Source organism: Streptomyces sp. A1277 (genome assembly GCF_004795015.1).
GTDB lineage: Bacteria > Actinomycetota > Actinomycetes > Streptomycetales > Streptomycetaceae > Streptomyces.
Window position 1 is genome coordinate 53574 of record NZ_SSBI01000040.1, and the last position, 19887, is coordinate 73460.

The 19887-nt window shown below is 71.1% G+C and carries 17 protein-coding genes and 1 pseudogene; 3 read left to right on the forward strand and 15 right to left on the reverse strand.

All coding sequences use genetic code 11. From position 1 onward, the window contains the following. Positions 1 to 90 precede the first annotated feature (90 nt). From E6R18_RS24410 to E6R18_RS24460, 11 genes are all read right to left on the reverse strand, one after another. The gene (locus tag E6R18_RS24410) at positions 91 to 426 is read right to left on the reverse strand and encodes an RNA polymerase-binding protein RbpA (RefSeq protein WP_136207022.1); all 336 of its coding nucleotides are present in this window, start codon (positions 424 to 426) and stop codon (positions 91 to 93) included. Positions 427 to 535: 109 nt separating this feature from the next. Next, complete coding sequence (secG, locus tag E6R18_RS24415; RefSeq protein WP_018104607.1) at positions 536 to 772, reverse strand: preprotein translocase subunit SecG; 237 nt, start codon at positions 770 to 772, stop codon at positions 536 to 538. A 110-nt stretch (positions 773 to 882) separates the two neighbouring features. Further along, positions 883 to 1659: a triose-phosphate isomerase gene (tpiA, locus tag E6R18_RS24420; protein WP_136319051.1), complete on the reverse strand. Its 777-nt coding sequence runs from the start codon at positions 1657 to 1659 to the stop codon at positions 883 to 885. 6 nt (positions 1660 to 1665) lie between these two features. After that, on the reverse strand, positions 1666 to 2877 hold the full coding sequence (locus E6R18_RS24425) for a phosphoglycerate kinase (protein WP_136319052.1): 1212 nt from the start codon (positions 2875 to 2877) through the stop codon (positions 1666 to 1668). Between the two features lie 111 nt (positions 2878 to 2988). Continuing rightward, positions 2989 to 3999 (reverse strand): type I glyceraldehyde-3-phosphate dehydrogenase, encoded by a 1011-nt coding sequence (gap, locus tag E6R18_RS24430; RefSeq protein WP_136207019.1) that lies wholly within the window; start codon positions 3997 to 3999, stop codon positions 2989 to 2991. A gap of 259 nt (positions 4000 to 4258) precedes the next feature. Beyond that, positions 4259 to 5248, reverse strand: a complete 990-nt coding sequence (gene whiA, locus E6R18_RS24435) for a DNA-binding protein WhiA (protein WP_018104603.1) — start codon at positions 5246 to 5248, stop codon at positions 4259 to 4261. Further along, positions 5239 to 6273, reverse strand: coding sequence for a uridine diphosphate-N-acetylglucosamine-binding protein YvcK (yvcK, locus tag E6R18_RS24440; protein ID WP_136319053.1), 1035 nt, complete (start codon positions 6271 to 6273; stop codon positions 5239 to 5241). Before yvcK ends, whiA begins: the two co-directional genes overlap by 10 nt. After that, positions 6270 to 7235, reverse strand: coding sequence for an RNase adapter RapZ (gene rapZ, locus E6R18_RS24445; RefSeq protein WP_136319054.1), 966 nt, complete (start codon positions 7233 to 7235; stop codon positions 6270 to 6272). Before rapZ ends, yvcK begins: the two co-directional genes overlap by 4 nt. After that, the gene (uvrC, locus tag E6R18_RS24450; RefSeq protein WP_136319055.1) at positions 7232 to 9328 is read right to left on the reverse strand and encodes an excinuclease ABC subunit UvrC; all 2097 of its coding nucleotides are present in this window, start codon (positions 9326 to 9328) and stop codon (positions 7232 to 7234) included. Before uvrC ends, rapZ begins: the two co-directional genes overlap by 4 nt. A 110-nt stretch (positions 9329 to 9438) precedes the next feature. Continuing rightward, on the reverse strand, positions 9439 to 10302 hold the full coding sequence (locus tag E6R18_RS24455; RefSeq protein ID WP_136319056.1) for a hypothetical protein: 864 nt from the start codon (positions 10300 to 10302) through the stop codon (positions 9439 to 9441). A gap of 4 nt (positions 10303 to 10306) precedes the next feature. Next, complete coding sequence (locus tag E6R18_RS24460) at positions 10307 to 10978, reverse strand: papain-like cysteine protease family protein (RefSeq protein WP_136319057.1); 672 nt, start codon at positions 10976 to 10978, stop codon at positions 10307 to 10309. A gap of 226 nt (positions 10979 to 11204) precedes the next feature. Here E6R18_RS24460 and E6R18_RS24465 point away from each other — a divergent pair, with 226 nt between their 5' ends. Beyond that, the gene (locus E6R18_RS24465; RefSeq protein WP_136319058.1) at positions 11205 to 12131 is read left to right on the forward strand and encodes a hypothetical protein; all 927 of its coding nucleotides are present in this window, start codon (positions 11205 to 11207) and stop codon (positions 12129 to 12131) included. A gap of 34 nt (positions 12132 to 12165) precedes the next feature. On the opposite strand, the gene E6R18_RS24470 is transcribed toward E6R18_RS24465, so the two are convergent. Together E6R18_RS24470 and uvrA are read right to left on the reverse strand one after the other, a co-directional pair. Continuing rightward, positions 12166 to 12594, reverse strand: a complete 429-nt coding sequence (locus E6R18_RS24470; RefSeq protein ID WP_136319059.1) for a Rieske (2Fe-2S) protein — start codon at positions 12592 to 12594, stop codon at positions 12166 to 12168. A 248-nt stretch (positions 12595 to 12842) separates the two neighbouring features. Further along, complete coding sequence (gene uvrA, locus E6R18_RS24475) at positions 12843 to 15845, reverse strand: excinuclease ABC subunit UvrA (protein ID WP_136319060.1); 3003 nt, start codon at positions 15843 to 15845, stop codon at positions 12843 to 12845. Between the two features lie 176 nt (positions 15846 to 16021). Between uvrA and E6R18_RS24480 the strand changes: the two genes are divergently transcribed. Together E6R18_RS24480 and E6R18_RS24485 are read left to right on the forward strand one after the other, a co-directional pair. Next, positions 16022 to 16711 carry a maleylpyruvate isomerase family mycothiol-dependent enzyme gene (locus tag E6R18_RS24480; protein WP_136319061.1) on the forward strand — a complete coding sequence of 230 codons (690 nt, stop codon included), beginning with the start codon at positions 16022 to 16024 and terminating at the stop codon, positions 16709 to 16711. A gap of 10 nt (positions 16712 to 16721) precedes the next feature. Next, positions 16722 to 17378 (forward strand): MBL fold metallo-hydrolase, encoded by a 657-nt coding sequence (locus E6R18_RS24485; RefSeq protein ID WP_136319062.1) that lies wholly within the window; start codon positions 16722 to 16724, stop codon positions 17376 to 17378. A 10-nt stretch (positions 17379 to 17388) separates the two neighbouring features. On the opposite strand, the gene E6R18_RS24490 is transcribed toward E6R18_RS24485, so the two are convergent. Together E6R18_RS24490 and E6R18_RS24495 are read right to left on the reverse strand one after the other, a co-directional pair. Beyond that, positions 17389 to 18378: a TerC family protein gene (locus tag E6R18_RS24490; protein WP_136319063.1), complete on the reverse strand. Its 990-nt coding sequence runs from the start codon at positions 18376 to 18378 to the stop codon at positions 17389 to 17391. A gap of 276 nt (positions 18379 to 18654) precedes the next feature. Beyond that, a pseudogene (locus E6R18_RS24495) lies at positions 18655 to 19887 on the reverse strand (export associated protein); the annotation flags it as partial.

Below are 19887 nucleotides of genomic sequence, written 5' to 3' on the forward strand. Positions count from 1 at the left end.
ATTGATCAGGCGGCCGGACGTGACGGCGGCGGGCTGCGGCACGAAAGCATTCCGGCCGGGCACCCGTGGGGTGTCCGGCCGGTGAACGATTCAGATCTCGCCGCGGAGTTTCGCGAGGGCTTCGGCGAGGATGGCCTCGCCGTCCGCGTCGCTGCGCCGCTCGCGCACGTACGCGAGGTGCGTCTTGTACGGCTCGGTGCGCGGCGGGTCGGGCGGGCTGTCCCGGTCCTGGCCGGCCGGGAAACCGCAGCGCGGGCAGTCCCAGGTCTCCGGTACCTGCGCGTCATGGGCGAAGCTCGGCTGCGTCTCGTGCCCGTTCGAGCACCAGAAGGAGATGCGGAGCCGTGGCGCGGACTCGCCGCGCTCGGCCTCCCCCATCGGCCCCGCTCCGACCCGGCTTCCCCGGATCGCGTTGCCACTTGCCACGGTCGTAACTCCCTGCGTGATGGTGCTCGAAGATGCCCCAGTCTACGTAAGGCCCAACGCGCGTCCAGTGAAAGGAGTTACACCGTCACCGGGAATCGCGTACGACGGGTCAGTTGTCCAGCTTGATGAGCAGACCAAGCACCACGATGCACGCGAACCAGCCCAGACCGACCACGACGGTGATCCGGTCGAGGTTGCGCTCGGCGACCGAGGAGCCGCCGACGGACGACTGCATGCCGCCACCGAACATGTCGGAGAGACCGCCGCCCTTGCCCTTGTGCATCAGCACCAGCAGCATCAGCAGCAGGCTGAAGACGATCAGGGCGATCTCGAACCCCAAAATCACGGCTGGTCCCTACTTTCCGGAAATCCTGACTGCATGTGCGAACAACGGGGGCCGGGAGGCTGCCCTCCCCGGCCCCCGCAAGGGTACGACGGATCCGCGCTACCGCATACTCACTGGTCGCGGAAGCGGACGATCTTGACGAACTCGTCGGCGTCCAGCGCCGCGCCGCCGATCAGTGCGCCGTCGACGTCGGGCTGGGCCATGATCGCGGCCACGTTGCCGGACTTCACCGAGCCGCCGTACTGGATGCGGACCGCGTCGGCCAGCTCCTGCGAGTACAGCTCGGCGAGGCGGCCGCGGATCGCACCGCAGACCTCCTGCGCGTCCTCGGGGGTGGCGACCTCGCCGGTGCCGATGGCCCAGACCGGCTCGTAGGCGACCACGATGGTCTCGGCCTGCTCGGCCGGGATGTCCTTCAGGGCGCCGTCGAGCTGCGCGAGGGTGTACGCGACCTGCTCGCCGGCCTTGCGGACGTCCAGGCCCTCGCCGACGCACAGGATCGGGGTCAGGCCGTGCTTGAAGGCGGCCTTCACCTTGGCGTTGCAGACCTCGTCGTTCTCGCCGTGGTACTGGCGGCGCTCGCTGTGGCCGACGGCGACGAAGGCGCACTTCAGCTTGGCGAGCATGGGGCCGGAGATCTCACCGGTGTACGCGCCGGAGTCGTGCGCCGAGATGTCCTGGGCGCCGTACTTGATCTTCAGCTTGTCGCCGTCGACCAGCGTCTGCACGGAGCGCAGGTCGGTGAAGGGCGGCAGGACGGCGACCTCTACGGCGTCGTAGTCCTTGTCGGCCAGGGCGAAGGCGAGCTTCTGGACGTGGGCGATGGCCTCGAGGTGGTTGAGGTTCATCTTCCAGTTGCCCGCCATCAGCGGGGTGCGGGTGGTCATGAAAGGTCAGTCCTCCAGAGCGGCGAGGCCGGGAAGCGTCTTGCCTTCGAGGTATTCGAGGCTGGCGCCGCCACCGGTCGAGATGTGTCCGAACGCGTTCTCGTCGAAGCCCAGAATGCGGACGGCCGCGGCGGAGTCGCCACCGCCGACCACGCTGAAGCCCGAGGAGTCGACGAGGGCCTGGGCGACGGCCCGGGTGCCCTCGGCGAAGTCGGGGTGCTCGAAGACGCCCATCGGGCCGTTCCAGAAGACGGTGGCCGCGTCGGCGAGCTTCGATGCGTAGAGCTTGTTGGTCTCCGGGCCGTTGTCCAGACCCATCTGCCCGGCCGGCATGGCGTCGGCGGCGACGGTGGAGGGGTCGGCCGGGGCCTTGGTCTTGAGGTCGGGGAACGCGGGGGCGACCACGACGTCGACGGGGAGCACGAACTCCACGCCCTTCTCCTCGGCGCGCCGCAGGTACTCGCGCACCGCCGGGATCTGGTCCTCCTGGAGCAGCGAGCTGCCGACCTCGTGGCCCTGGGCCTTGAGGAAGGTGTACGCCATGCCGCCGCCGATGAGGATGCGGTCGGCCCGCTCCAGCAGGTGGTCGATGACGCCGAGCTTGTCGGAGACCTTGGCGCCGCCGAGCACGACCGCGTACGGGCGCTGCACGTCGTCGGTGAGCTTCTTCAGTACGCCGACCTCGGTGGCGATCAGGTCGCCGGCGGCGTGCGGGAGGCGGGCCGGGAGGTCGAAGACCGAGGCGTGCTTGCGGTGGACGGCGCCGAAGCCGTCGCCCACGTAGAGGTCGGCGAGTTCGGCCAGCTGGTCGGCGAAGGCGCCGCGCTCGGCGTCGTCCTTGGAGGTCTCGCCGGGGTTGAAGCGGAGGTTCTCGATGACGGCGACCTGGCCGTCGGTGAGCGCGGCGACGGTGGCGCGGGCGGACTCGCCGACCGTGTCGGTCGCGAAGGCCACGTCGGTGCCGAGCAGTTCACCGAGCCGGGTGGCGGCGGGGGCCAGCGAGAACGCCGGGTCCGGGGCGCCCTTGGGGCGGCCCAGGTGCGAGGCGACGACGACCCGGGCGCCGGCCTCGGCCAGCTTCCGGACGGTCGGGGTGACGGCGCGGATGCGGCCGTCGTCGGTGATGGTGGTGCCGCTCAGCGGCACGTTGAGGTCGGCGCGGACGAATACCCGCTTGCCGGCGACCCCTTCGGCGAGAAGTGCGTCGATCGTCTTCATCTGTCTGGACTCCTTGGAGGACGAGGGAGCATGCGAGGGGGCTCGAACGGCGCGGCGTTGCGCTGTTCGAGCCCCGTGCTCACATCGAGATGCCTGCCGGTTCGGCGCCGGTCAGAGCTGGCCGCCGACGAAGACGGTCAGGTCGACGAGGCGGTTGGAGTAGCCCCACTCGTTGTCGTACCAGCCGAGGATCTTCACCGTGTTGCCCTCCTGGACCATGGTCAGGGAGGAGTCGAAGGTGCAGGACGACGGGTCACCGACGATGTCCGAGGAGACGATCGGGTCCTCGGTGTACGTCAGGAAGCCCTTCAGGTCGCCGTCGTCGGCGGCCTTCTTGAACGCGGCGTTGACCTCGTCCTTGGTGACCTCGCGCTGGAGGGTCACGACGAGGTCGGTGGCGGAACCGGTCGGGACCGGGACGCGCATCGCGATGCCGTCGAGCTTGCCCTTGAGCTGCGGCAGGACCAGAGCGGTGGCCTTGGCGGCACCGGTCGTGGTCGGGATGATGTTCTCGGCGGCGGCGCGGGCGCGGCGCAGGTCCGAGTGCGGGAAGTCCAGGATGCGCTGGTCGTTGGTGTACGCGTGGACCGTCGTCATGAGGCCCTTGACGATGCCGAAGTTCTCGTCGAGAACCTTGGCCATCGGGGCGACACAGTTGGTCGTGCAGGACGCGTTGGAGATGACGTGGTGGTTGGCCGCGTCGTACTTGTCCTGGTTGACGCCCATGACGATGGTGATGTCCTCCTCCTTGGCCGGAGCCGAGATGAGGACCTTCTTCGCGCCACCGGCGATGTGCTTCGCGGCGTCGGCCTTCTTGGTGAAGATGCCGGTCGACTCGATGACGATGTCGACGCCCAGCTCACCCCAGGGGATGTCGGCCGGGTTGCGCTCGGAGAGCACCTTGATGGTGTGGCCGTCGACGGTGATGGTGTCGGCGGTGTGGCTGACCTCTGCCTTGAGGCGACCCAGGATGGTGTCGTACTTCAGCAGGTGGGCCGTGGTCGCAGTGTCACCCAGGTCGTTGACAGCCACGATCTCGATGTCCGCACCCTGCTCCAGCAGCGCGCGGAAGTAGTTACGACCGATGCGGCCAAAGCCGTTGATGCCTACGCGGATCGTCACGAACCGATCTCCTCGTTAGGTACGCCGGTTTTCGACGCCGGCGAGTTGTATGGGATGTCCCCGACCGCCTACGACCCTACCTCTCCGAAGCCGTCGGGGTGACATCGAGCACGGCCGGAAGACCGCGGAAAGCCCGTACTCCCCAGTAGGAGTACGAGCTTTCCGTTGATCTCCCCCGCCCTCCGCGACGATTACGCAGCGTCAACGCCCGCGGGTGCGGGGGCCGTTCCCGCCGCGGCGGGCGGGCCGGGGGCGCGGATCAGCCGACCAGGCCGTCGGCCAGCTCTTCGCTGAGAGTGGATTCCGTGCCGGGGATGCCCAGGTCCTGGGCCCGCTTGTCGGCCATCGCCAGGAGCCGCCGGATGCGGCCCGCGACCGCGTCCTTGGTGAGCGGCGGGTCGGCGAGCGCGCCCAGCTCCTCCAGGGATGCCTGCTTGTGCTCCATGCGCAGCCGGCCGGCCGCCGCCAGGTGCTCGGGGACCTCCTCGCCCAGGATCTCCAGCGCGCGCCCCACCCGGGCGCCCGCGGCGACCGCGGCCCGGGCCGAGCGGCGCAGGTTCGCGTCGTCGAAGTTGGCGAGGCGGTTGGCGGTGGCGCGGACCTCGCGCCGCATCCGCCGCTCCTCCCAGGCCAGCACCGATTCGTGGGCGCCGAGCCGGGTGAGCAGGGCGCCGATCGCGTCGCCGTCGCGGACGACGACCCGGTCCACGCCGCGCACCTCGCGGGCCTTCGCCGCGATGGAGAGCCGGCGGGCGGCACCGACCAGCGCGAGCGCGGCCTCCGGGCCCGGGCAGGTCACCTCCAGCGAGGAGGAGCGGCCCGGTTCGGTGAGCGAGCCGTGCGCCAGGAAGGCCCCGCGCCAGGCGGCCTCGGCGTCGCAGGTGGCCCCCGAGACCACCTGCGGGGGCAGGCCGCGGATGGGGCGGCCCCGGCCGTCGACCAGGCCCGTCTGGCGCGCCAGCTGGTCGCCGCCCGCCACCACCCGTACGACGTAGCGCGAGCCGCGCCGCAGGCCGCCGGGGGCCATCACGATCAGCTCCGAGCTGTGCCCGAAGATCTCCAGGATGTCCCGCTTCAGCCGGCGCGCCGCCATCGCGGTGTCCAGCTCCGCCTCGATCACGATCCGGCCGCTCACCAGGTGGAGTCCACCCGCGAACCGAAGAATCGCCGACACCTCTGCCTTCCTGCAGCAGGTCCGGGTCACGGGAAGCCGAGAGACTTCGTCCTTCACCGCCGGCGTCATCGCCATGGGCCGATCCTTCCATGCATCCGAAAAATACGGTCGTACGCGGCGGCCAACAGCTCCGGATCATGGATCGGAACGCCGTCGGGTGAGGCCACGGGCGCCAGCTCGACCGCGGCGCCGAGCCGTTTGGCTGCGTCGGCGAGAGATTCGCGGTCGGGCACGGCGGCCTCGTCGGCCAGCACCACGTCCAGGGCGAGTTTAGGGGCGTGTCGTCCCAAAACCTCCAAATGACGCTGCGGTGAGAAGCCATCTGTTTCACCGGGCTGCGGCGCGAGGTTCAGTGAGAGGACCTTGCGGGCCTTCGTCTCGATCAGCGCGTCCAGCAGTTCGGGGACGAGCAGATGCGGGATGACCGAGGAGAACCAGGAGCCCGGGCCGAGGACCACCCAGTCCGCGTCCCGTACGGCGGCGACCGCCTCGGGGACGGCCGGCGGGTCGGCCGGGACCAGGTGCACGGACTGCACCTCGCCCGGGGTGAGGGCGACGGTGGCCTGGCCGCGCACGGTGTCCACGTCGTCCGGGCGTTCGGGGTCGTGGCCCTTGACGAGGGCCTGGAGCTCCAGCGGCACGGCGGACATGGGCAGCACCCGGCCGTGCGCGCCGAGGAGCTTGCCGACCAGGTCCAGGGCCTGGACGTGGTCGCCGAGCTGTTCCCACAGGGCGACGATCAGCAGATTGCCGACCGCGTGCTCGTGCAGGTCGCCCTTGGACTGGAAGCGGTGCTGGATGACCTGCGCCCAGGTCTGGCCCCACTCGTCGTCGCCGCACAGGGCGGCCAGCGCCTTGCGCAGGTCGCCGGGCGGGAGGACGCCCAGCTCCTCGCGGAGCCGCCCGCTGGAGCCTCCGTCGTCGGCGACGGTGACCACGGCGGTCAGGTCGCCGGTGATCCGCCGCAGCGCGGTGAGGGAGGCGGACAGGCCCATGCCGCCGCCGAGCGCGACGACCTTGGGCTGGGCGCCGCGCTTGCGCACGGCGAACGCGGGCGTGGCGCCGCGCAGCCGGCGCAGGCGCAGATTGCGACTGGTCACTCGCGCCCCATGTCCCTGTGTACGAGCACGGTCTCGATCCCCTCGGTGGCGAGCCGGGCCGCCAGCTTCTCGGACATGGCCACCGAGCGGTGCTTGCCGCCCGTGCAGCCGACGGCGATGGTCACGTAGCGCTTGCCCTCGCGGCGGTAGCCCGCGGCGACGAGCTGGAGCAGCTCGGTGTACTGGTTGAGGAACTCCTTGGCACCCGGCTGGTCGAAGACGTAGGAGGAGACCTCCTCGTTGAGCCCGGTGAAGGGGCGCAGCTCCGGGACCCAGTGCGGGTTGGGCAGGAAGCGGCAGTCCACCACCAGGTCGGCGTCGACCGGCAGGCCGTACTTGAAGCCGAACGACATCACGGTGGCGCGCAGCTCCGGTTCCTCGTCGCCGGCGAACTGGGCGTCCATCTTGGCGCGCAGCTCGTGGACGTTGAGGCTGGAGGTGTCGATCACCAGATCCGCGTCGCCGCGCAGCTCGCGGAGCAGGTCGCGCTCGGCGGCGATGCCGTCGACGATGCGGCCGTCGCCCTGGAGGGGGTGCGGGCGGCGGACCGACTCGAAGCGGCGGACCAGCGCGTCGTCGGAGGACTCCAGGAAGACCACCCGGCGGGTGACGCCCTTGGCGTCCAGGACGGCGAGGGATTCGCGCAGGTTGTCGAAGAAGCGGCGGCCGCGCACGTCCACGACGACGGCGATCCGCGCCACGTTGCCCTGGGAGCGGGCGCCGAGCTCCACCATGGTGGGGATCAGCGCGGGCGGCAGGTTGTCCACGACGAACCAGCCGAGGTCCTCCAGGCACTTGGCGGCGGTGCTGCGGCCGGCGCCGGACATGCCGGAGATGATCACCAGTTCGGGGATGGCGGCCGCGCTGTCACCCGATTCGGTCGAGGTGCCCGTACTCACGTGTGCTGCTCCGTCTGCTCGGTCTGTGCGGTCGTGCCCGTGTTCATGTTCGTGGTCAGTCATGTCGTGCTGCCCCCGTCGTCCTCTTCCATGATCTCTCCTGTGGCCGTGTTCACGGCGGGTGCGGCCGGGGCGGTCGCCGCGAGGGCGACGGCCACTGATTCCGCCGTCCTGCGGCCTATCCCCGGGACCTCGCAGATCTCTTCGATTGTCGCCTGCCGGAGCTTCTTCACGGAGCCGAAATGCTTGATCAGGGCCTGCTTGCGGGTGTCGCCGAGACCGGCGACGGCGTCCAGGGGGCTGGAGCGGATTCGCTTGGCCCGCTTGGCGCGCTGGTAGGTGATGGCGAAGCGGTGGGCCTCGTCGCGGATGCGCTGGAGGAGGTACAGCCCCTCGCTGGAGCGGGGCAGGACCACCGGGTCGTCGTCATCGGGCAGCCAGACCTCTTCGAGGCGCTTGGCGAGGCCGCAGACGGCGATGTCGTCGATGCCCAGCTCGTCCAGGGCCCGCTTGGCGGCGGCGACCTGCGGCTGCCCGCCGTCGACCACGAGGAGCTGCGGCGGGTACGCGAACCGCTTGGGCCGGCCGTCGTCCTCGCGGGACCCGTCGGCGGCCGGCTCGGCGGACGCCGGTACGGGGCCGGTGGACGCCGGTACGGGGCCGGTGGGCGCCGGTACGGGGCCGGTGGACGCCGGTACGGGGCCGGTGGGAGCCGGGCCCGTGGGGGCCCCGGTCTCCTCCCACTCCCCCGTGCGCTCCTTCTCGTGGAGGTAGCGGCGGAAGCGGCGGCTGATCACCTCGTGCATCGAGCGGACGTCGTCCTGGCCCTCGAAGCCCTTGATCTGGAAGCGGCGGTACTCCCCCTTGCGGGCCAGCCCGTCCTCGAAGACGACCATGGAGGCCACGACGTCCTCGCCCTGGAGGTGGGAGATGTCGAAGCACTCGATGCGCAGCGGGGCGGTGTCCAGGCCCAGGGCCTCGGCGATCTCCTCCAGGGCCCGGGAGCGGGTGGTGAGGTCGGAGGCGCGCTTGGTCTTGTGCAGCCCGAGGGCCTGCTGGGCGTTGCGCTGGACCGTGACCATCAGGTCCTTCTTGTCGCCGCGCTGCGGGATGCGCAGGCTGACCTGGGAACCGCGCCGGTCCGCGAGCCACTGGGAGACGGCCTCGGGGTCCTCGGGCAGGGCCGGGACCAGGACCTCCTTGGGGACGGCGTCGCCGCTCTCCTCGCCGTACAGCTGCTGGAGGGCGTGCTCCACGAGGCCGGAGGTGTCGACGTTCTCCACCTTGTCGGTGACCCAGCCGCGCTGGCCGCGCACCCGGCCGCCGCGCACGTGGAAGATCTGGACGGCCGCCTCCAGCTCGTCCTCGGCGACCGCGATGAGGTCGGCGTCGGTGGCGTCGGCGAGGACGACGGCGCTCTTCTCCATGGCCCGCTTGAGCGCCTCGACGTCGTCGCGCAGGCGCGCGGCCCGCTCGTACTCCATCTCCTCGGCCGCCGCCATCATGTCCTTCTCCAGGCGGCGGATGTACGTGCCGGTGCGGCCGGCCATGAAGTCGCAGAAGTCGTCGGCCAGTTCGCGGTGCTCCTCGGGGGTGACGCGGCCGACGCAGGGGGCCGAGCACTTGCCGATGTAGCCGAGGAGGCAGGGGCGGCCGGTGCGCGCGGCGTTCTTGAAGACGCCCGCGGAGCACGTGCGGACGGGGAAGACCCGGAGCATCAGGTCGACGGTCTCGCGGATCGCCCAGGCGTGCCCGTACGGGCCGAAGTAGCGCACGCCCTTCTTCTTGGCGCCGCGCATCACCTGGACCCGGGGGAACTCCTCGTTCAGCGTGACCGCGAGGTAGGGGTAGCTCTTGTCGTCGCGGTACTTGACGTTGAACCGGGGGTCGTACTCCTTGATCCAGGAGTACTCGAGCTGGAGCGCCTCGACCTCGGTGGCGACGACGGTCCACTCCACGGAGGCGGCCGTGGTCACCATCGTGCGCGTGCGCGGGTGGAGGCCGGAGAGGTCCTGGAAGTAGTTGGCCAGGCGCTGGCGCAGGCTCTTGGCCTTCCCGACGTAGATCACCCGGCGGTGTTCGTCGCGGAATTTGTAGACCCCCGGGGAGTCGGGGATCTGTCCCGGCTTGGGGCGGTAGCTGGAGGGGTCTGCCATGTCTCCCACCCTACTTGCGGGCAGTGACAGCGCGGGGTGCCCGGATGTCGCCGCGCTCCGGGGCAGGGGTGGGGTCACCTGTCCCGGAGCGCGGGGTCATGAGGTGTGCCTCATCCGGTCCTGCGGCGGTTGCGCAGGCGCAGGGCGGTGACGCCGCACAGCGCGAGGGCGGCGACGGCTCCTCCGGCGGCCGCGGTGGAGCCCGCGGTCAGGGCCGTGCCCGTGCCGCCGCCCGCGGCGATGGCGGGCCCGGACCGCTTCGCGGGGGCGGTTTCCGCCTCGGCGGGCCCGTAGCCGCCGGCCTCGCCCTTGCGGGCGTATGCGGAGCCGGGGAGCTTGTCGGCGTAGGCGGCCCGCACCCGGGTGCGGTAGGCGGACACGGTCGTACCCTGCCTGCCGACCGCCCGGACGGCGTCCTGGTCGAGCGGGAGGACCCTGCTCCCCTTCTGGACGTACCAGGCGTCGATCTGGGGCTCGTGGAAGACGATGCCGCCGGGCAGCTTGCGGGCGCCCGCCGCGGTGTACCGGGCCTCGTCGTCCCCGGTGGCGATGTTCACCACCTGCCAGCTGCCGTCCTTGCCCGGCTCGGGCAGCGTCCACAGGGATGCCTTCTGCCCGTCCGAGGAGACCGCGGTGCTGGCCAGGTAGTCCAGTGAGGCGATGGGGGCTCCGGGTTCGCCCGCGACGAAGCCGGCGGACAGGGTGCGCACCGGCACGGCGGCGCCCTCGATGCGGGGTGCGGCCGCCGCCTTGCTGACGGCGCCCTCCCGGGCGAAGAACCGGGACAGGGTGTCCAGGGTCGTGGCGTCGGTGGCCGCGTCGTGGGCGGCGGCCAGGGCGGCGGGGGTGGCGGAGGGCCCGGTGGCGGCGGCCGCCTGCGGGGCGACGGTGAGCAGGGCGGCGCCGGCCAGCAGACCGCAGGCGGCCAGGGGGCGGGCGCGGTACGAACGGGCGGGGGAACTGGTGGAGGTCATGCCGTCACGCCCCGATCCGGTAGAGCGAGTGGGTCCAGGAGAACTCGCTGTTGTTCACGTACCAGGCGTGCGAGGCCCAGTTGTAGCGGTTGCTGGACGGCCAGGGGTCGCCCCAGTAGACGAGGCTGTTCGCGTCGTCGTATCCGTACAGGACGTGCATGTGGCCGCCGCCCGAGGACCACTGGATGCGGGTCTCCACCGGCCGTCCGGCGGCTATCTCGGCCTGCACGGTGGGGTAGCGCAGCCAGCCGCTGACGTACGAGCCGGGGTTGATGCCGGCCCAGTACAGAGCGTTCTGGACGTTGTCGAGGGCGGCCTGCGAGTTGGGGCACTCGTAGCCCTGGGCGCGGCCGAAGGCGGCGTTGCAGAACTGGTTCTGGGTGTAGTTGCGGCCGAACCAGGTGGCGACGGTGTTGCCGGACGCGGCCCAGCACCAGTTGGTCTTCTGCTGCGCCTGCATGGTGATGTCCAGCCGCTTGGTGGCGGCGAGTGCGGCCGTCGGGGCGGTGGCGGCCCGGTCGGGGGCCGCGGCGGCCGCCGGATGGCCCTGGACCGCGGCGGTGGCGGTGCGGGGCTGGTCGGCGGCGGTGGCGGTCACCGTGGGTGCGGCGAGCAGGACGGCGGCGAGAACGGCTGTCACCGACAGCCGCGCCGGCCGGATTCTTCGGTTGCGCATGGCGTTCCTCCCGGGGCGGGGGGTGGGGGTCCAAGGAGCGCGTCCGGACGCTGTGGAGGAGCATCAACCGTTGTCGGGAACGGGTCAACACGCTTCAATGCGGGTGAACACCGCGGTGTGAATGCCCGGGGCCCCGGCGTGAACGCGCCCCCCTGACCACCTGCGATCCGGCACCCGCCGGCGCGGCCCCGTGCCCGGCCGGCGTGAACGTTCACCTGGAGGACCCATGCAGCACACCGAGGCCGAACTGGCGCAGGTGCTGCACACCGGACCGTTCCACCTGGCCCTGCGCACCGCGTTCTCGGTGCGCGGGCTGCCGCTCCAGCGGGTCCAGCACCATCTGGCGCATCGCGGGGTCAAGGTCGGGGTGACCAGCCTGAGCTACTGGCAGCAGGGCGCCCGCCGCCCGCAGCGCCCGGAGTCGCTGCGGGCCGTGAAGGCGCTGGAGGAAGTGCTCGGGCTGCCCGTCAACTCGCTGCTCGGGCTGCTGGACGCCGGGGAGCCCCGCCCGGACGCCGACCGCCCGCCTGCCCGCACGTACCGCTCGCTGATGGAGGCGTCCGGGGCGGTGGAACGGCTGCTCGCGGGCATGGAGTCACCGGCGGACGGCGGGCTGCACACGGTGGGCCATCAGGAGCGGGTACGGATCGGGCCGGGCCGTCAGATGCAGTACCGCGACTCCCAGCACGTGGTACGCGCCCACCGCGACGGCATCGACCGCTATCTCGCCGTGTACATCGGGGACCAGGGCTGCGATCCGGGGCGGGTGACGGTGAGCGCGCGGGAGAACTGCCGCACGGGCCGGGTCCGCTGGGACCGGGAGACGGGGGTGCTGGTCGCCGAACTCCTCTTCGACACTCGGCTGCGGGCGGGCGACACGTACCTCTTCGGCTACGGCTTCGAGGACGGTACGGGAGGGCCGTGCGGCGAGTACCTGCGCGGCTTCACCTTCGGCGGCGGGCAGTACGTGCTCCAGGTCGGCTTCGACGAGGAGGCGCTGCCGGTACGGTGCCGCAGCTTCGCCCAGGTGTCGGCGAACGCGCCCCGGGGCGCGCGGGCGGATCTCACGCTCACCGGCCGGCACCGGACCGTGCACCTGGTGGAGCAGGGGGTGCGGCCGGGGCTGGTCGGGATCGACTGGGACTGGGAGTAGGGGCGGCGGCGGGCCGGGACCCGGTCCCGGCGGGTCAGGCGTCGGGGCCCGCGATCAGCTTTCCGCCCTCGACGCGGACCGGGACGGAGGGCAGCGGCACGGTCGCGGGGCCGTGCACGGCCTTGCCGGTCGTCGTGTCGAAGAGGCTGCCGTGGCAGGGGCAGTGGCCCTCGTTCTTCTCGACCTTGTCCAGCAGGCAGCCGGCGTGGGTGCACTGGGCGCTGAATGCCTTGTACTGCCCCTTGGCCGGGCAGGTGACGATGACGCGCTGCTCGCGGTAGAGCTTGGACTCGCCGACCGGGACCTCGTCCGGGGCGCCGAGCTCGACGGGGGCGGTGGGGGTCGGCGTCTGGGCGTGGCCGAGCTTCGAGTCGGTCGAGCAGGCGGCCGCTCCCAGCCCGGCGACGCCCGCGAGGGCGGCGCCCTTCAGCACGGTGCGGCGGGCGGCGGGCTGGCCGGACATGCGGTCTCCACGGGTCGAAGCGACAGAAGGGGCAGAGCGGAAGGCCGTGCCGGAGCTGCCCGGGGCGGCGGCGGCACTGGTGACGTAACCGACGATACCGGCGGAGAAGGACGGGCCTGCGCGCGGGCCGGTCCTGCCCGGTCGCGCCTGGTCGGGGCGGGGTCACGGCGAGGCGGCGACCCCCGGGGAGGGGGCCGCCGCCTCGTATCGCGCCGTGCCGGTGCCGGACCCGGCGTGTCGTCCCGCTGTCAGACCTTGGGGGCGCGGCCCGTCTTCTTGGCGGCGGGCTTCTTCGCCGTCGCCTTGGCCGACGTCGCCTTCGCCGGCGTCTTCGCGGCGGCCGCCTTCCTGGCCGGCGTCTTCCTGGCCGGCTTGCGGGCCGCCGGGACGGCCGCCTCGCTGACCCGGTCCGCGTCCAGGATGTCCTGGAGGAACTTGCCGGTGTGGCTGGCGGGGACGCCGGCCACGTACTCCGGGGTGCCCTCGGCGATGACCAGGCCGCCGCCGTTGCCCCCCTCGGGGCCCATGTCCACGACCCAGTCGGCGGTCTTGATGACGTCGAGGTTGTGCTCGATGACGATCACCGAGTTGCCCTTGTCGACCAGGCCGGAGAGCACCTTGATCAGCTTGGAGATGTCCTCGAAGTGCAGACCGGTGGTCGGCTCGTCCAGGACGTAGACCGTGCGGCCGGTGGAGCGCTTCTGGAGCTCGCTGGCGAGCTTGACCCGCTGGGCCTCACCGCCGGAGAGCGTCGGCGCGGACTGGCCGAGCCGCACGTATCCGAGGCCGACCTCGTTGAGTGTGCGCAGGTGGCGGGCGATGGTCGGGACGGCCTCGAAGAACTCCAGGCCCTCCTCGATCGGCATGTCCAGCACCTCGGCGATGGACTTGCCCTTGTAGTGGACCTCCAGGGTCTCCCGGTTGTAGCGCGCTCCGTGGCAGACCTCGCACGGGACGTACACGTCGGGCAGGAAGTTCATCTCGATCTTGATCGTGCCGTCGCCGGAGCAGTTCTCGCAGCGGCCGCCCTTGACGTTGAAGGAGAACCGGCCCGGCAGATAGCCGCGGACCTTGGCCTCCATCGTCTCGGCGAACAGCCTGCGGACGTGGTCGAAGACGCCGGTGTACGTGGCCGGGTTGGACCGGGGCGTACGGCCGATGGGCGACTGGTCGACGTGCACCACCTTGTCGACGAGGTCGTCCCCGTCGACCCGGGTGTGCCGGCCGGGCACCGACTTGGCGCCGTTCAGCTCGCGGGCCAGGTGGGTGTAGAGGATGTCGTTGACCAGCGTCGACTTGCCGGAGCCCGAGACGCCGGTGACGGCGGTCAGCACGCCGAGGGGGAAGGAGACGTCGATGTCCTGGAGGTTGTTCTCCCGGGCGCCGTGCACCGTGAGCAGCCGCGCCGGGTCCACGGGGCGCCGGACGTCGGGCACGGGGATCGACTTCTTGCCGGTCAGGTACTGGCCGGTGACCGACTTGTCGTTGGCGAGCAGTTCCTTGAGCGATCCGGAGTGGACCACCTTGCCGCCGTGCTCACCGGCGCCGGGGCCGATGTCGACCACCCAGTCGGCGACCTTGATGGTGTCCTCGTCGTGCTCCACGACGATGAGCGTGTTGCCCATGTCGCGCAGGCGAACCAGGGTCTCGATCAGCCGGTGGTTGTCACGCTGGTGCAGCCCGATGGAGGGCTCGTCCAGCACGTACAGCACGCCGACGAGGCCGGAGCCGATCTGGGTGGCGAGCCGGATGCGCTGGGCCTCGCCGCCGGACAGGGTGCCCGCCGCGCGGTTCAGCGAGAGGTAGTCCAGGCCCACGTCGACCAGGAACTTCAGCCGCTCGTTGACCTCCTTGAGCACCCGCTCGGCGATCTTCTTGTCGCGGGCGTTCAGCTTGAGGCGGCCGAGGAATTCGGCGCACTCGCTGATCGACATCGCGGCGACCTGGGCGATGGACTTCTCCATCACGGTGACCGCGAGGACGATCGGCTTGAGCCTGGTGCCCTCACAGGTCGGGCAGGGCACCTCGCGCATGTAGCCCTCGAAGCGCTCCCTGCTGGAGTCGCTCTCGGCCTCGGAGTGCCGCCGCTTGACGAACTGGACGGCGCCCTCGAAGGACGGCGTGGTGTAGGCGCGCTCGCGCCCGTAGCGGTTGCGGTAGCGGACCTCGGTCTGGATCTTGTGACCGTGCAGCAGGGCCTTCTTGGCGCGCTGCGGCAGCCCCGCCCAGGGGATGTCCGTGCGGAAGCCGAGGGCCTGGGCCAGCGCGTTGATCTGGCGGCCGAAGTACTCCTTGGTGTGGCCGTGCGACCAGGGGTGGATCGCGCCCTCGTCGAGGGACTTCTCCTCGTCGGGGACGATCAGCTCCGGGTCGACCTCCATCCGCGTGCCGATGCCGGTGCAGTCGGGGCAGGCACCGAAGGGCGAGTTGAAGGAGAAGGAGCGCGGCTCCAGCTCCTCGAAGGAGAGGTCGTCGTACGGGCAGTACAGGTGCTCGGAGTACATCCGCTCGCGCTCGGGGTCGTCCTCGGGGAGGTCGACGAAGTCGAGCACGACCATGCCGCCGGAGAGGCCCAGCGCGGTCTCGACGGAGTCCGTCAGCCGGCGCTTGGCGCTGTCCTTCACGGTGAGGCGGTCGATGACCACCTCGATGATGTGCTTCTCCTGCTTCTTGAGCGTGGGCGGCTCGGAGAGCTGGATGGTCGCGCCGTCGACCCTGGCACGGCTGTACCCCTTGGTCTGGAGGTCGGAGAACAGGTCGACGAACTCGCCCTTGCGCTCGCGCACCAGCGGCGAGAGCACCTGGAAGCGGCTGCCCTCGGGCAGGCCGAGGACCTTGTCCACGATGGCCTGCGGCGACTGGCGCGAGATGGGGCGGTGGCACTCGGGGCAGTGCGGCTTGCCGATCCTGGCGAAGAGCAGCCGGAGGTAGTCGTAGACCTCGGTGATGGTGCCGACCGTGGAGCGGGGGTTGCGCGAGGTCGACTTCTGGTCGATGGAGACGGCGGGCGACAGGCCCTCGATGAAATCGACGTCCGGCTTGTCCATCTGGCCGAGGAACTGCCGGGCGTACGAGGAGAGGGACTCCACGTAGCGCCGCTGGCCCTCGGCGAAGATCGTGTCGAACGCGAGCGACGACTTGCCCGACCCGGAGAGCCCGGTGAAGACGATGAGGGAGTCGCGGGGGAGGTCGAGCGAGACGTTCTTGAGGTTGTGCTCGCGAGCGCCACGGACGATGAGACGGTCGGCCACGCCGGTCCGCACCTTTCTAGAGAGAAGCGGGGGAACTGAGCCCCTGGCCCAGGTTATGGGGGGCGCCACAGCGGTGTACGGAGCTTTCGACTCCGAGCGTATAGCACGCACATTCGAATTGCGGACGGCTGATGACTCCTTCACCCGAACGAGTGGCCGAGGCTAGGCTCGGCCCCATGACTGATCATGCGCACGACCTGGCAGCACTGCGTGAAGCGACCGATCGGCTGCTCAGCGCCACGGCGAAACTGGACGACGCCGCACTGGCCGAAGCGTCACGGCTGCCCGGCTGGAGCCGCGGTCATGTCGTCGCGCACCTCTCTCGTAACGCCGACGCACTCGTAAATGTTCTCCAGGGCCGGCCCATGTACGCAGACAGCGAAACCCGCGACCGCGACATCGAGCGGGACGCCCCCCGGCCGCAGGCGGAGCAGCTGGCCGATCTGGCCGAAAGCGCGGCCCGCTTCATGGCGGCGGCGGCCGCCCCGGCTGACTGGTCGCGCACGGTGACCCTGCGCAACGGTGTGACGGATTCGGCCTCCCGGATTCCCTTCCGCCGCCGCATCGAGGTCGAGCTGCACCACGTCGACCTGAACGTGGGCTACGAGCTGGAGGACCTGCCGGACGAGTTCACCGCGCGGGAGATCGACTTCCTGGCCGAGCGGTTCGCCGGGCACCCGGATGTCGTGTCTACGGGGCTGGCCGACGGGACCGGACGCGTCCGGACGACCGGCGGCGGCGCACAGGGCGGGCCGGTCGGCGTCCGGGGCACCGCCTGCGAGCTGCTGGGCTGGCTCAGCGGGCGGCGCGACGGCTCGGCACTGACGGTGGACGGCGGCACCCTTCCGGCGCTGCCCCCGCTATAGGCTGAAGAACATGACGTACAGCGGAGCGGTCAGGGTCGGCGGGCCTGCGGACGTGCACGAACTGACGGATCTGATGATCTCCAAGGTCGCCGTCGGCCCGATGGACAACAACGCCTATCTGCTGCGCTGCCGGGCCACCGGCGAGCAGCTGCTGATCGACGCGGCCAACGACGCCGGGACTCTGCTGCGGCTGATCGGTGACGACTCGATCGTCTCGGTCGTCACCACCCACCGGCACCGCGACCACTGGCAGGCACTGGCCGAGGTGGTCGCGGCGACCGGGGCGCGCACCTACGCCGGGCGGTTCGACGCCGAGGGCATCGAGGTGCCGACGGAGGTGCTCGTCGAGGACGGCGACACGGTCCGGGTAGGTCAGGTGGCGCTGACCGCCCGCCACCTGACCGGCCACACCCCGGGCTCGATCGCACTGCTCTACGACGACCCGCACGGGGCGCCGCACCTGTTCACCGGGGACTGCCTCTTCCCCGGCGGGGTCGGCAACACGCACAAGGACCCCGAGGCGTTCGCGAGCCTGCTGCACGACGTGGAGACCAAGCTGTTCGCACCGCTGCCGGACGAGACCTGGGTCTACCCGGGCCACGGGGGCGACACCACACTGGGCGACGAACGGCCCCATCTGCCCGAGTGGCGCACCCGCGGCTGGTGAGGACGCCCCCCTAGACGAGGTCCTGGGTTTTCTCCGTCCGCTTCCGCTCCTCGGCCTCGGCCTGTTTCTTGTTGGCGATCAGGCTGGTGATCGTGGTGATGACGAGCACCCCGCAGATGACGCCGAGCGAGAGCGGGATCGAGATCTCGGGGACGTGCACCCCGGACTCGTGCAGGGCGTGCAGCACGAGCTTGACGCCGATGAAGCCGAGGATCACCGACAACCCGTAGCTGAGGTGGACCAGCTTCTTGAGCAGGCCGCCGATCAGGAAGTACAGCTGGCGCAGCCCCATCAGGGCGAAGGCGTTGGCGGTGAAGACGATGTACGGGTCCTGGGTCAGCCCGAAGATCGCCGGTATGGAGTCCAGCGCGAACAGCACGTCGGTGGTGCCGATGGCGAGCATGACGACCATCAGGGGGGTCAGGACGCGCTTGCCGTTGTTGCGGATGAACAGCTTGGTGCCGTGGTACCGGTCGGCGACGCCGAAGCGGCGCTCGATGTTCTTGAGGAGGCGGTTCTCCTCGAACTCCTCTTCCTCCTCGTCGGCCCGCGCCTCCTGGATGAGCTTCCAGGCGGTGTAGATCAGGAACGCGCCGAAGATGTAGAAGACCCACGAGAAGTTGGCGATGACCGCGGCGCCGGCGGCGATGAAGGCCGCCCGCAGCACCAGTGCGATCAGGACGCCGACGAGCAGCACCCGCTGCTGGAGGTGGGAGGGCACCGAGAACTTCGCCATGATCAGCACGAAGACGAAGAGGTTGTCGACGCTCAGCGACTTCTCGGTGATGAAGCCCGCGAAGAACTCGCCCGATGCCTGGCTGTCGCCGAAGACGAGCAGCCCGAGCCCGAACAGGGCGGCCAGCGCGATCCAGACGACCGTCCAGATCCCGGCCTCCTTGGTCGACACGTCATGGGGCTTGCGCCCGATGAAGAAGTCGACGGCGATGAGGGCGCACAGACCAGTGATGGTCAGCGCCCAGAGGGTCCATGAAACGTCCACTGCGCCTCCGGCAGTTCGCTACGGGCTACTGATCAGCGTCGTCGCTGCCGGAGGTCTCTTCCACCCGGGCGCACGGGATGCGCGTCCGGGCCGGCGCCCCGGGACCGGTCACGGTCCGTACTGACGGGAACGCCGCGTATGGGAGTACTCCCCTCCGCCCCATGAACGGTACAGGAATTCCCAAGAGAAGGTAAAGGGGAGTCTAAAAAATCTCCAAAAGAGCAGGTGGGGGGCGAGTGCGGGGGTGCTGCCGCAGGGGGTGATCTGCGTGGGGGCTCAGCGGTGTCCGGTGCGGCGGGCGTTGGCCACCTGGGCCAGCACCTGGTCGAGGACCGCGCTGCCCGGCGGCGTCCGCAGCGGTTCGTACGTCCACGCGTGACCGACCCAGGGGTCTGCCAGGTGATCGTCGGCGACCGGGGTGACCCTCAGCAGCGAGCGCCACAACGGGTCGAGGACCGGGCCGTACCCGGATGCCTCCTGCCGGTCGGCGACCATCATGAGGTGGACGCCGACGGAGGGCCCCTCGTCGGCGAGGTAGCGCAGCTGGGTGACCGCGCGGTCGTCGAAGCCGTGCGGGAAGTCGTTGACGATCAGCAGCTGCTCGGCCGGGTCCAGGTCGGGCGGCAGCGAGTCGGCGGCACCGGCCCTGACCGCCATCTGCACCAGGTCGACACGCCGGGTGAGGTGGGCGAGGACCGAGGAGACCCCCTGGGCCCCGGACGCGGGCGGCGCCGCGAGGACCCCGGAGCGGACGAGCGGGGCGAGCGCACCGGCGGCCGAACCGGCCGGGTCGATGACGTGGACCGAGAAATCGTTCGGCGGGTAGACGGCCAGCAGCCGGGCGGCGTGCAGTACCGCGCTCTCCATGGCGAGCCGGCCCAGCTGCTCCGGGTCGGTCAGCGCGGCGGCCTCGGACGCCGTACGCCCGCTGTCGATCCACATGCCCCGCTCCAGCGGCAGCCGGACGAGCAGCGGGATGCGCAGGCCGGTGCTCTCGGGCAGCCGGAGGTCGCCGATCCGCAGGGCCATGGGGATCTCCATCGGCACGCGGTAGCCGTGCCAGACGGGGTTGTCCCAGCCCGCGTAGGCGGCGGGGAGCGCGGGTTCCACGACGGCGGACTCGGCGGCGAGCTGGGCGAGGTCGCGGTCCAGCGACTCGCGGGCCCGGCCGGTCAGCTCGTCGCGCTTGGCGCGGGCCTCCTCACGGGCCCGGTCGCCCGCACCGCCGATGCGGCTGCGCGGGTCGGACAAGGTCCGCTCCAGCTCCTGGTCCATCCTGGACTCGGCGAAGTCGACGGCGCTGCGGTACGCGGCGACGGCCCGGGCCATGTCCTCGAACATGCCCCACACCTGGTTGTAGAGCCGCTCGTCCATGGACCAGCCGGTCGCGTCCCCGGCGACGGGCTGGGCGGGCTGCCCCGGCTGGGCGGGCGGCGCGGCCGGAGGGGGCGGCGGGGGCGCGGTGGACTGGCGGCGCGGGTGCGCGTAGTCGATGGGGCCGCCCTGGGG

Excerpts from the sequence above, each read along its gene's own strand:
- E6R18_RS24460 (WP_136319057.1), bottom strand. The coding sequence starts at position 10,978 with ATGCGCAACCGAAGAATCCGGCCGGCGCGGCTGTCGGTGACAGCCGTT.
- E6R18_RS24485 (WP_136319062.1), top strand. The coding sequence starts at position 16,722 with ATGACGTACAGCGGAGCGGTCAGGGTCGGCGGGCCTGCGGACGTGCAC.
- E6R18_RS24425 (WP_136319052.1), bottom strand. The coding sequence starts at position 2,877 with ATGAAGACGATCGACGCACTTCTCGCCGAAGGGGTCGCCGGCAAGCGG.
- whiA (WP_018104603.1), bottom strand. The coding sequence starts at position 5,248 with ATGGCGATGACGCCGGCGGTGAAGGACGAAGTCTCTCGGCTTCCCGTG.
- rapZ (WP_136319054.1), bottom strand. The coding sequence starts at position 7,235 with ATGACTGACCACGAACATGAACACGGGCACGACCGCACAGACCGAGCA.
- E6R18_RS24480 (WP_136319061.1), top strand. The coding sequence starts at position 16,022 with ATGACTGATCATGCGCACGACCTGGCAGCACTGCGTGAAGCGACCGAT.
- E6R18_RS24455 (WP_136319056.1), bottom strand. The coding sequence starts at position 10,302 with ATGACCTCCACCAGTTCCCCCGCCCGTTCGTACCGCGCCCGCCCCCTG.
- E6R18_RS24470 (WP_136319059.1), bottom strand. The coding sequence starts at position 12,594 with ATGTCCGGCCAGCCCGCCGCCCGCCGCACCGTGCTGAAGGGCGCCGCC.
- tpiA (WP_136319051.1), bottom strand. The coding sequence starts at position 1,659 with ATGACCACCCGCACCCCGCTGATGGCGGGCAACTGGAAGATGAACCTC.
- uvrC (WP_136319055.1), bottom strand. The coding sequence starts at position 9,328 with ATGGCAGACCCCTCCAGCTACCGCCCCAAGCCGGGACAGATCCCCGAC.
- E6R18_RS24465 (WP_136319058.1), top strand. The coding sequence starts at position 11,205 with ATGCAGCACACCGAGGCCGAACTGGCGCAGGTGCTGCACACCGGACCG.